We start from the raw sequence: 11983 nt of genomic DNA on the forward strand, positions 1-11983 counted from the left end.
AAAAGAACTAAACCCCTACTTTTAGGGAAAGGAGGCAAAATGAAGCCAAAAATTTGATTTCCAAAGGAGTTGAATTACAGTAATACATCGTGTAACGAGCAATTAGCCACTAACAAGGTCGGTAAATTCAACGTAAATGCTGGAAACTATTCCTATTGAGGAGTGCTGATTCAGTAGTCAGTGGATTGACGGCTGATAATGTACCAGGAGGGAATAGCTATGGCTACAAATAGACAACTGACAACTAACAAATTGAGTGGATAAACTCTACTGGCTAGACCAAATTAAACTACAAGACCGCGCCAAGGTAGGTGACAAAGCGTTTTACTTGAGCAAAATTATCCAGCGTGGCTATCCGGTAGTGCCTGGTTTTGTGGTTTCAGCGGAAATTTTACGACAATTTCTCGAAAATCTCAATAGTTCAGAGTCATTAGTGGCTGACTTACCCCATTCTTCATTACACCTGGATGTCACTAATTGGCGTCAACTTCAGCAGGTGGCTAGTCGCTTGCGCCAAGAAATTCTGACTGCGACTGTGCCACAGGAATGGGTGAGTACAATTTTCCAAGCAGCTAAAGAATGGCAAACTGGCTGTTTGATTCTTCGACCGACTTTGGCAGTATCAACTGCTAACCCAGGCATGAAAAATATATCTGGGTTGCTGGAGTCGGTATTTTGCCAGTGCGAACCCGAAGCGATCGCTTTTGCCTTAAAGCGTACATGGAGCCAGATATTTCGGGCGAGAAGTTTATTATATTGGCAGCATTCAGGAATTAATCTGCAACAAATTAATCTCGCCGTTTTGGTGCAACCTGTTGAGAATGCGATCGCCAGTGGCTTGCTCACAGCCAAGCCTTCTGGGTGGGAAATTGAGGCTACTTGGGGATTAGGAATTGCGATCGCTCAAGGTGAAGTCCAACCAGATATCTACTACATTCAACAAGAAACTGGGGTTGTGCTGGAGCAACAACTGGGCAATAAAATGCTGGCTTATGGTGTTGATGATGCAACGCCTAGAGCTTTTTCGCAACCCGTGCCGAACTCAGTGCTAACAACAGATCACACTTGTCTGAGTACCTATCTACTTCAGGAAGCGCAACAAAAACAGTACTCTTTACAAGAACAATACTTACAACAAATAATTGCTCTAGGAACTCAACTGGTGAGTGAACTGGGTAAAACCTTCACCATTAAATGGACTATTGCTGGGCACAATACATCTGGCAAACTCTACATCACACAAGTTAGTCCTCCCCAATCTGTAATTCCCCATTTACACTTCATTCGGGGACTAGGAGCAGCTGGGGGACGTGTTGTGGCAACTGCCCTGGTAATTATTAATCCGCAACAGAAACCCGAACAATTACCCAAGGGAGTGATTTTAGTAGTACCAACAGTTACACCTGATTGGTTGCCATTATTGCAACAAGTTGCTGGTATTATCACAGAACAAGGGGGATTAACCAGCCATGCTGCAATTCTGGCGAGAGAATTAGGTATCACAGCAGTAGTAAACGCCACATCTGCGACCACTTTAATTCAAAATGGCGAACGACTGCTGCTTGATGGCGACAGAGGAGAAGTTTATCGGATCAAAGGAGATTCAAAGGAGGAGATGGAGAAAGGAAGAGAAGAAAATCTTCTTTCCCCCCATCACCCCAAGCCAAAAGCCCCCCATCCTGCTGTTACGTTTCATCTACCTATGATTGCTACCCAACTGCTGGTTAATTTAAGTCAGTCCACTTTAGTAGAACAAGTGCAAAGCTTGCCTGTGGATGGGGTGGGATTGTTACGCTCAGAATTGATGGTACTAAATATATTGAACGGGCAACATCCTAATAGTTGGATTTTAAGCGGGCGTCAGGCAGAATTATTAGAGCTATGGTCTGAGCAGATTATGCAGTTTGCCCGTGCCTTTGCACCAAGACCAATTTTTTATCGTTCTTTAGATTGGCGATCGCAGGATTTACCATCATTGAGTGATAATTTAGAATCTTCTCCCCAGTCGATGTTAGGTGAACGCGGGACTTTTAGCTATTTACGAAATCCCGCAGTATTTGAGTTGGAACTGCAAGCTTTGGCGAGTGTACAGCAAGCTGGCTACAGCAACGTCAACCTACTATTGCCTTTTGTGCGGACTGTGGAAGAATTTGTCTTTTGTCGTCGCAAAGTTGAGCAAGCTCTTTTAACCGAGGTGTCACAGTTTCAATTGTGGATGATGGCAGAAGTGCCCAGCGTCCTGTTTTTACTGCCAGAATATGTCAAAGCAGGTGTAGCCGGAATTTCTATTGGTACAAATGACCTGACCCAATTATTGCTCGGAGTAGATCGAGAGCAAGGACAGCTAGCAAAAGTATTTAATGAACGTCATCCAGCAGTGATGAGTGCGATCGCTCAACTTATCCAAATGGCTCAAACTGCCGGTATCCCTTGTTCAATCTGCGGTCAAGCACCAGCCCTATATCCAGAAATCATCGATAAGTTAGTGGAATGGGGTATTACTTCCATTTCCGTTGAACCAGAAGCAGTGGAGCGAACATATCAAGCGATCGCTCGTGCCGAACAACGTCTAATTTTAGCAGCCGCACGACGAAAACTGCATTAGTTAAGAGTGATTCAATTTTGATTTTAGATTGAAGGAAAAATCTAAAATTAGCAGAGTTACGCAAAAATTGAAAATCTCTTTGATTCTAATACCAATTAAAAAAAAGAATGCGACAAATAAACCATTTGTAGAGACGCGATGAATCGCGTCTTTACCCTAGCGATCACGTAAAAAACCGAAATCTTTAATATCGGTAAATCGCCGCAACGGCTGTGCTATATGGAATTTGTTCAAAGGGAACAGCGTAAACCGCACCACCGTTTAATAAAGTATGAGCAGCAACAAAATCCAACAAATCTTCATCATCAGCTTCTTTTTCTGGATGCAAATAAACCGTTTCTGAGGTTGGATCGAATAAACCCCACTGTTGCTGACCAACTGCAACTAGTAAGGAATCCACTCGTTGGTAATAAGCCGCTGAGACAATTTCTTTGAGGTTGTTAGATGCTTTACCAGTATCACCGCCAAACAATTCGTGAAATTGCTCCAAAACCTCTTGCTGCGACTTTTGGAAATCAGCCTCGACAATCGGCCAAGTTTGGTCATGTAACTCTTGGGCGCTGAGTATCTCTGGATTACCAGTGATAGCTTCATCCATTAAATGCTGGTAAGTATTTGCCTGTCTATATAAAGGCAAGAGATACTCTACCCCAGCCAGTACCAAAGGGGCTTTTTGCGATCGCAGTTTTTCGTGCAATGCGCCATCAATAATCTGAAAGAATTGTAGTATGTATTCTTGTTGTTTATCCTTTTCAGGGCTTCCCTGTCCGTGAAACGTACCTGGTTGCGAAAAGGAATTGGCGGTTCCCCCTCTTGATGTTGCAAGCCGGAACTGACCTTCTTTAGCAGTCTCGTCTTTTTGCAAAGCTTCATCTAGACTTTTAGGAAGATTTTCTACTTCCACCTCATTGACGGTGTAGCGTGTTCCTTCAAAGAACCTGACATCTTGTTGGCTCAAAGCCAGGATATAAAAGCGACCATTGCCATTTAAAATTGGCAGCAGTGGCTTGATGTGAAATCGGTCTGTAACCACAACCAACTCTTGAAAATCAATTGGCAGCGTGTAATAGCGAAAAATATTTTCAGAAATAAAAATCGCCAGCCCTTCCTCTCCCTTTTGTTCCCAAAACTCTTGGGTATCAATTTCATGGGATTTTTCTAGCAATGCGATCGCTTCTTTCTGTTCCAAACCCGCATCAATTAAACGATTCTCCGCTTCCTTGACCAAATTTTTAAAGCGAATGGGGTCTTGTCGCACTTCTGCCCCGGCTGGGTGTGTTGGCATATAAATTGAAACACAATTTCCTTTTGGCTGTTCTATTAATGTCTTTATCTCCTCTCTAGAAATTAATTGCATATTATTATCCCTCCTATCAACGTGACCAGATGCATCAGACCATCGGTATTAAATGATCTGATGGGACGTTATTCTCAGATGGCGACGGTTGAAGTTCAACCTTTGCCTCTGAGTTTATTTCACCTCAAGGAGGCTTTAGTTGCATCTTTCTTTTGATAGGCAATATTCATGTTTGAGAATTACTAATTAAAACCCAAAATTTAAAAGCCAAAATAGCCACATTTATCAAATGTTTGGCGTGTTAGAGTTTGCGCGTTCTGAGTTTATCCCTATTCTACTATCTCGTTGACTAAGACCTAAAGTTACTCGTTTCATAATCCAGTACAAACCTGCAAGTACCACAAAGGTGATAGCAATAATCACCAAGGGCTGTTTCCCAAGAATTTCTTCTACTCCTTTGGTAAGTAAAGCATCCGGTTGAGTAATAAAATCCCAACTGTTGAAACGCAAAAATCGTCCCCAATAGACACCAACCGCACACAGAAAATGAGTAATCAACTCAACGCGCCAAATCCACTGGCTTTTACCGATGCGATGTAAGTAGTGACCCCAATTAATTAACGATATTACATAAGCTTCAAATCCACCGAGAATTACTAGCAAATATACAGGAATGAGGACTAAAGTAATCATCCAAACCGATTGAATCGTCCGGATATCATCTATCAAATGAATTACATCGGTCAACAAATATGGTGCATTTGGTAAGAAAGCGTAGAAAACTAAGAATCCTAGCCACCAAAGCCAAGTGCCACCGCGCTTTATACGAAATAGCCAGACACTCAAAGCCAAAGGTATAAAAGCCAGAAATAAATTCCAAGTCATCCATCTCATATTAATTTGCAATACCTGCACAACTCTGGCTATCAATTCTTCTTTCATAGGTGCTTACTCGGAAGATATTTGATTGATTTATATTCACTCTAATGATTGATTGATAAATTTTTTTAGTCCCCCAAGGAAATTATTTTTCTCCAATATCAGACAATATTGTTGTGTCAGTTAAAAGTCAATACACACTGAAATATATGTCCAAAGTTTAGAGTTTTTGTATATTTCATGCTGGAAGATAAAATTTGTCAATCAATCGGCTTAAGTCACTAGTATAGCCAGAAAATCATCAGGGTAAAATCTACCACTGAAAGGAAGTCTGAGCAGCAAAAACGCCGCGAATAACTTCTGGTGGACTTTTTTAATTACAATGTTGCCCCTGTCCTGGCTATTATATAGATTTCATTTTGCCTTGCTAGAGTTCCAGAAGTACCCAAAGTTTTTGTTATTAGGGGCGGGCAAAGACGCCCACCCGGTTGGATATTTTTATGTGAAAGTCCTTAACTAACGCCATGTGCGACTTTATCTCAAACCTAACCCCCAACCCCTTCCCTACTAGCGTTGAGGAGCAAAAATCAAAGCCTCTCTCCTTTTAGGAGAGAGGTTTGGAGAGAGGTCAGAATATTAAGTTGTACATCGCGTTTAACTAACGCAGTAGTACTCGACTACGGGGGCCGATCGCTTGTTTGGGTGAAGCGGATATTGCACAACTCTTGGCAGAATCCTGTGAACAAGTAGCTTGAGCTAGGGTTGCAGGATTGACTTCCAGGGAATTACCACTACTGAATTCCATATTAAGTGTAGTAGAGAGTGATGGAGAATTAGATCCAGATGTGTAGGTTGTAGGTGTCGAGGAAGCGCCACCATCAACTATTGGTGTAACAGTGAATGTGTTACCGCCATCAACTATTGGCGTAACAGTGAATGTGTTACCACCATCAACTATTGGCGTAACAGTGAATGTGTTACCACCATCAACTATTGGCGCAGGAGCGATCGCACTACCACCACTAACTACAGGCGTAGGAGTGGGTGTGCCACCACCATCAATTACTAGTGGGGGAATGGGTGTACTACCACCGCTAATTACTGGCGGGGGAGTAGGTGTACTACCACCGCTAACTACGGGCGGGGGAGTAGGTGTGCTACCACCGTCAACTACGGGCGCGGGAGTTATGAGAGTTGCAGTTGCAGGTACTTTGATTTGTATTCTTGCTAGGGGTGCGTTAGTCATTTCCAAAGATGTCACCTTTGGGGAACCTGGGAGATCGGACTTGAAATCAAAGACTGTGGGGGTTGCACTACCATTGCGATCGCTATATCGCACTCCATATCCACTCACTTCAAAAGTGCCCTGATACTGGTTTCCAGTCTTGGGATCGGTGACAATTCCAGTGTATAAGGCCTTTGTGAGATTAAATTCATCCTGAACTACTCCTTGAAATGTAGTTCCTGCCAATCTTCCCTGGTACTTATAGGGTGTCAATTCACCGTCAGAGAGAATCGGCGAAGTCAGAACGCCATTGAATGAGACAATCGGAATGCCTTTAAAGTCAACATAATAATGCAGACTTCCATCGTTACGTGTTCTTACTTGTACATAATCTGACTTGTATACAGGAACGTAATTAGGATTATTATTAGTTCCTAAGTTCCGCGAGTAAGTTCCCGTGTTGTCTGTATCAATACGAGTAGTGCTTTGATTGAAATTGGGATTAATGCTGGGAAGTTGGATAGTGCCTGATAATGTCCCAGTGCTTTGGATTGTAATTTGAGCAAAAGCACTTGTTCCACCTAAACCGATGAAAACTGCGGCTAAACTGCTGCTGCTAACAACTGCACAACCCAATTTAGTAAATGAATCTAATTTCATGAAAAATTTGCTCCTTTAATTACCTATGAAAAAAATACGCGTAGGTTTAGGCACGATTTTTCTTTGCTATAACTGGATAATGAAAGCATCCGATACTGAATTAACCAGTATCTAAACAGCGTATTTAATTACATTTACATCAGTACAAAATTAAAACCGGAAAGTAGCTCTTAATGTCCCAACGACTAATGCATCGTTAGCAGAATTGTGATCGGGATTGAAAATGACGAATAAGCCGGGAGTCAGGGCGATATTGTCGCTCAGTTGGGCGCGGTAAAAAACTTCTACGTGAATTGATGTGTCACTACGTCCGCCTGCTGTCCCCCTATCAGAAAAGTTGGGAAAATTTAAGCCTTCGGGTAAAGTACTAGAAGTAATTTTGGGCGGTTGTCCAACGAGAACGCCCCCTAAATTGCCAGAACGCAGCAAGTTGGTAAAAGCCGCGAACACCATCCAGTTGGTAGTTTCCACACTTCCAGAAAGATTGGATGGTTTGGAGAAAGTAAAGCCACCCCAACCGCCCAACTGCAAGTTAGGGTTAATTCGCCAAGCAACGGTAGCACCAATTGCTTGAGTATCGAAAGCTGTAGGATCTGCAAAAGGCGAAATTAGTTGAGAATCGCCGATACCACTTCCCAGTAAACCATCTGGGGAGTGGGAATAAAGATAATGTACGCCGACATCAATGTTATTAGTGGGTGCTAAACTTAACTGAGCGCCAGCAGTAAATCTACCGCCAAATAGTCCGCCTTGCTTGATGTTGCCAGGAAAACTGGGGATTTCTGCACTATAAACGCCTTGGAAACTGATGCGATCGCTAATCTGCCAGTCAAAGCCTATACCACCAGTGCCGTTACCAATATTTAAAATCGGGTTCCGCTGACCAAATAGAGAAATTGCACCGTCGCTAGAACCTTCTAAAGGGCTAATACCGCGAAAGGTGTTGATGGGGTTGACTCCCGCCGTACCTACGACGATTCCCAAGTTTTCCGAAGCCAGAAATCTATAAGATAAGTCACTAACAACTAGATTGTTGTCTGTATTTGACTCGAAACCTAAGCGTCCCATATTGGTGGATAGCAAAGATGCAGTAGAACCTAAATTCCCCGCAGACAGCCCTGTTAACAGCAAATCTCGCCCTGTGAACGACGTTGCTAAGGTTAGTTGGGCGCTACTTGTGAAAGTCAGATTGGTTTTTCCCTGGCGTTCAGGGACTCCATCTCTCGGAAACAAATCCACATCAGGGCTATTGGTTCCCTGAACGCTAAAAATAGCTTGACCAAATAATCTGGTAGTTGTGGAAAACTGATTCCCTTGTAATTCACTAGTTTGGTTTTCCACAGCCTCGACACGTTGCTGTAATTGTTGCAACTCTGCTTTGAATTCTCCTTGCAACCTTTGCAGCAAGATTAAATCTTCATTATTAACAGTATTAATTTTATTGTTAGCGATTGCTTCGTTAATCTTCTCTAAACAAGCATTTAAACCCGCCGCAAATTCATAACGGCTAATGGTACGATTCCCCAGATAAGTACCATCAGCATATCCCGCAATGCAGCCATAGCGTTCTACCAAAGACTGCAAGGCATCAAAAGCCCAATCGGAGGGTTGCACATCTTCAAGTTGCGACACTGAGGTGACTTGAGACATTGGGTTGTCTGAGTCTGGGGGATGGGGAGATAGAGAGAATTCTTCTGTGTTTTCCTGGTTCTGTACAACTTCGATTACAGCTTGAGTATCTTTTAATTCAGGTAAGTTAGGAGAACTTATAAATTGAATTTTTTCTCTACTTTTTTTAAGTATATTTTCGTACTTTTTGTTTGTAGCTGATGAAGTGGTTATATCTGGCTGCACAAATTCAGGCGGTGTAATTTCAGCAGGTGATACAACTTGAGATAAATTTTCCTGTGTTGACTCCTGCACTAGATTGTCTGAAGTAATTACAGGCTGTTCTGGTAAATTGAGGGCAGAGATTGGCGCTGTTACTAGCACACTCGCCATCAGTAGACTAATATCACTCATGGTATTTCATTTGACTTGCACCACTATTTCTTTTGACAGAGAAACTTGGTGTATATCAGGAAGGTTTATAAAAAAAGAGTGATAAAAATTACTAGAAATGAGCGAGGAGTTTCAGGTTTCAGAAGGCAGTCTCGATGAAAAAATTTCACAGCCAAGTATGAAAGAGGGATTAGGGACTGGAGACTGGGGACTGAGATTGTAACTTATACATTTTTCAGAAAATATTTCTTTGGGTAGTAGAGTTATCGGCTGAAAAAGCAAGATGGTTAACGCAGGAGGGTAGGTAGAATGCGTCAACTGATTATTCAAGTGCCACGGGGAAACGGAAAAGCTGTTATCGATATTGCTAAATCTCATCACGGCACAAATCTGGCTCGATTAGAAGGAAATGCAGAAGAACCGATTGATGTGGATTGATGTGGTGGGTGACACCTCTAGTTGATGTCAACGTGCTAGAAACCCCTGCTATTAGCTAATAATACCAATTATCTAAAATCCAATAGCAGATTCAAATCCATAAATTCTGATGAAATCTGACTTTCTCAATTACGAATTACGACTATGAGTAGTTAAAAGTTTTCCAAAAAAACAATCCCTAGAAAGAGAATGCAGCGAAATCGATTCAAGTGCTTCAGGGTGAAATCGCAGCGTTGCGGCAGGAAATTCCAGAATTATTGCATCAGAATTTACAGCGATAACATTAGCAAAGATTAATTGGTGAAGAAATTACATGAATGCAGCAATCTCCACAGCTTGGGACAAGGTTCAAAGCATGATTAACGGGTTCATAGCTTTAGTACCGAACATTGTCTTAGGCTTAATTGTCTTCATTTTCTTTTTGTTTATTGCTAGCAGAATTAAGGCATTGGTTAAGCGGTTAACTCGCAACCGTCGCTCCGCTCGGAATCTGGGATTAGTACTGGGAAGGTTAGCCCAAGGGGTAACAGTTTTGATTGGCTTGTTTATCGCCCTTTCCATTGTAATTCCTACATTTAGAGCCGGTGATTTAGTGCAACTTTTGGGAATTAGCGGTGTTGCAATTGGTTTTGCTTTCCGCGATATTCTACAAAACTTCTTAGCTGGGATTTTAATTCTGCTGACTGAACCTTTTCAAATTGATGACCAAATTGTTTTTAAAGGCTTTGAGGGAACTGTTGAAAATATCGAGACACGCGCAACAACAATCAGAACCTATGACGGTCGGCGAATTGTGATTCCTAACTCGGAATTATTTATCAATTCTGTCACGGTGAATACTGCCTTTGACAACCGCCGATTAGAGTACGATGTCGGCATTGGCTACAACGATGACACTGATCTAGCCAAGCAGTTGATGTTAGACGCAATGTATAGCGTAGACGAGGTTTTAAGAGAACCCGCTCCTGATGTACTGCTAATGGAACTTGCCGAAAGCACAGTCAACATCCGTGTGCGTTGGTGGATTAATCCACCGAGAAGGATAGACTCTCTTCAATCACGGGACAAAGTACTGTCTGCAATCAAGAAAAAGTTAGTCGCCAATGGTATTGATTTGCCCTTTCCAACTCAACAAATTCTATTTCATGACCAAACCGAAGAGACAGATGGAAACCGCTCCCATCAGCGTGAAGGTTGGCCATCTGGTAAAGGTGAAGTACCAAAACCCCGCCGGATCAGCGATTCACTCAGGTTACTTGCTCAAGAGCGTTTCTCACAAGATGGCAACAATAAGGTAGATTCTAAAATTAACGAAAAATGAGAAACGTCAAGTTAAGCAAACTTTGGGATCAGATCCACTCAAGTTACTGGTTTATACCATCTGTCATGGCGGTAGCATCTCTTGCTCTGGCTTTCATTATGCTAAGTCTTGACCGCACAGACAAGGTGGAAATTGATTATTGGTGGATATATACTGGTGGAGCAGATGGAGCGCGATCGCTACTCGGAACTGTTGCAGGTTCGATGATCAGCGTTGCTGCTACAGCTTTTTCAATTACAATCGTGGCGCTTCAGCTTGCTGCTTCCAACTTTGGCCCCCGCTTACTGCGTAATTTTATGCAGGATACGGGTAATCAGGTTGTACTTGGTACATTTATTGGAACGTTCATCTACTGCTTACTCGTACTGCGGACGATTCATGGAGAAGGAGATGGATATGAAGAGTTTGTGCCACAACTTGCGGTTACAGTCGGCACTTTACTGGCAATTATTAGTATTGGTGTATTGATTTATTTTATTCATCATGCTTCAACAATAATTCAGGCATCTTATGTAATCCAAAATGTTAGTGAAGATTTACATTCAGCAATTGAGCGGCTATTTCCAGAAAAAATTGGGTGTGGTGAATCAGAAGATAGCCTTGGAGTTGAAGAAATTCCAATGTCTTTTGAGGAAGAAGCTTTACCGATTCGAGTTAATGGCACTGGTTATTTACAAGCTATAGATCATGAAGAATTGATAGACATTGCTTGTAAACATAATTTGCTAGTACGTCTTCAGACTCGACCGGGAAAATTTTTGGTTCAAGGTGGCGATTTAGTCTTAGTTTTCCCTGGTGAAAAAGTAAATAAAAAACTTACCAAACAAATCAATGATGCCTTTATTTTGGGTAAAGAACGTACAGAGCAACAAGATGTAGAGTTTCCAATTGATCAACTAGTAGAAATTGCTCTGCGTGCCATTTCTCCTGGAATAAATGATCCATTTACTGCTATTCGCTGCATTGACCGAATTAGCGCTGGATTGTGCCACTTAGTTCAAAGAAATTTACCTTCACCCTACCGCTACGATCACAATAAAATATTACGCATAATTGCCGAAGGAGTAGATTTTCAAGGATTGGTTGACCGTGCTTTTAACCAAATTCGGCAGTATGGAAAGTCGGATGCAGGAGTAACTATTAGGTTGTTAGAAGCTATAGCTACTATTGCCAGCTACACAAACAATAGTAAATACTGTCAAATCCTACAATATCATGCTGAGAAGATTTTGCAGGATAGTCATGAGGAGCTATCACAAGAACAAGACCGCAAAGACGCACAAGAGCGTTATTCTGCCGTAATTAAAACTTTAGACTGCAAAGGTGCTATTAAAAATTGGGATTAATCAAAAAAAATTAATTAGTTTGGATATCACAATAAGCTTGCTTACACAATTATCAGCAGCGCTCGTAAATATCTGCTTCTAAATTATCAACCAAAAACAGCACTGGTAGAAATTGCCCTTGTGATCCCAATTCCCGAAAATCCTGATACATATAGATTTATATAGGAATCCGCTTTGATTTCTGAACTAATTTGCGTAGGCAGGCAATAGG

Annotated in this window: 8 protein-coding genes; 4 read left to right on the plus strand and 4 right to left on the minus strand. The window is 41.9% G+C overall.

What is annotated here, in order from left to right; genetic code table 11:
• The first annotated feature begins 256 nt into the window (after window positions 1–256).
• Window positions 257–2605 carry a putative PEP-binding protein gene (locus tag ABF638_RS21790; protein ID WP_435025068.1) on the plus strand — a complete coding sequence of 783 codons (2349 nt, stop codon included), beginning with the start codon at window positions 257–259 and terminating at the stop codon, window positions 2603–2605.
• Window positions 2606–2789: 184 nt separating this feature from the next.
• On the opposite strand, the gene ABF638_RS21795 is transcribed toward ABF638_RS21790, so the two are convergent.
• From ABF638_RS21795 to ABF638_RS21810, 4 genes are all read right to left on the minus strand, one after another.
• Window positions 2790–3962, minus strand: a complete 1173-nt coding sequence (locus ABF638_RS21795; RefSeq protein ID WP_435025069.1) for a hypothetical protein — start codon at window positions 3960–3962, stop codon at window positions 2790–2792.
• Window positions 3963–4187: 225 nt separating this feature from the next.
• On the minus strand, window positions 4188–4844 hold the full coding sequence (locus tag ABF638_RS21800) for a DUF1361 domain-containing protein (protein ID WP_435025070.1): 657 nt from the start codon (window positions 4842–4844) through the stop codon (window positions 4188–4190).
• A gap of 595 nt (window positions 4845–5439) precedes the next feature.
• Complete coding sequence (locus ABF638_RS21805; RefSeq protein WP_435025071.1) at window positions 5440–6666, minus strand: hypothetical protein; 1227 nt, start codon at window positions 6664–6666, stop codon at window positions 5440–5442.
• Between the two features lie 150 nt (window positions 6667–6816).
• The gene (locus ABF638_RS21810) at window positions 6817–8688 is read right to left on the minus strand and encodes an iron uptake porin (RefSeq protein ID WP_435025072.1); all 1872 of its coding nucleotides are present in this window, start codon (window positions 8686–8688) and stop codon (window positions 6817–6819) included.
• Between the two features lie 288 nt (window positions 8689–8976).
• Here ABF638_RS21810 and ABF638_RS21815 point away from each other — a divergent pair, with 288 nt between their 5' ends.
• The 3 genes from ABF638_RS21815 to ABF638_RS21825 all read left to right on the plus strand — a co-directional run bounded on the left by ABF638_RS21815 (window position 8977) and on the right by ABF638_RS21825 (window position 11772).
• On the plus strand, window positions 8977–9105 hold the full coding sequence (locus ABF638_RS21815; RefSeq protein WP_435025073.1) for a hypothetical protein: 129 nt from the start codon (window positions 8977–8979) through the stop codon (window positions 9103–9105).
• A gap of 313 nt (window positions 9106–9418) precedes the next feature.
• Window positions 9419–10426: a mechanosensitive ion channel family protein gene (locus ABF638_RS21820; RefSeq protein ID WP_435025075.1), complete on the plus strand. Its 1008-nt coding sequence runs from the start codon at window positions 9419–9421 to the stop codon at window positions 10424–10426.
• Entirely contained in the window at window positions 10423–11772 is a 1350-nt protein-coding gene (locus ABF638_RS21825) for a DUF2254 domain-containing protein (RefSeq protein WP_435025076.1), read from the plus strand. Before ABF638_RS21820 ends, ABF638_RS21825 begins: the two co-directional genes overlap by 4 nt.
• Window positions 11773–11983: the final 211 nt, after the last annotated feature.

Source organism: Nostoc sp. CALU 1950 (assembly GCF_051172895.1).
Taxonomy (GTDB): Bacteria; Cyanobacteriota; Cyanobacteriia; order Cyanobacteriales; family Nostocaceae; genus Nostoc; species Nostoc edaphicum_A.

Coding starts and splice junctions, on each gene's coding strand:
- ABF638_RS21825 (WP_435025076.1), top strand. CDS start 10,423: ATGAGAAACGTCAAGTTAAGCAAACTTTGGGATCAGATCCACTCAAGT.
- ABF638_RS21800 (WP_435025070.1), bottom strand. CDS start 4,844: ATGAAAGAAGAATTGATAGCCAGAGTTGTGCAGGTATTGCAAATTAAT.
- ABF638_RS21805 (WP_435025071.1), bottom strand. CDS start 6,666: ATGAAATTAGATTCATTTACTAAATTGGGTTGTGCAGTTGTTAGCAGC.
- ABF638_RS21795 (WP_435025069.1), bottom strand. CDS start 3,962: ATGCAATTAATTTCTAGAGAGGAGATAAAGACATTAATAGAACAGCCA.
- ABF638_RS21820 (WP_435025075.1), top strand. CDS start 9,419: ATGAATGCAGCAATCTCCACAGCTTGGGACAAGGTTCAAAGCATGATT.
- ABF638_RS21815 (WP_435025073.1), top strand. CDS start 8,977: ATGCGTCAACTGATTATTCAAGTGCCACGGGGAAACGGAAAAGCTGTT.
- ABF638_RS21810 (WP_435025072.1), bottom strand. CDS start 8,688: ATGAGTGATATTAGTCTACTGATGGCGAGTGTGCTAGTAACAGCGCCA.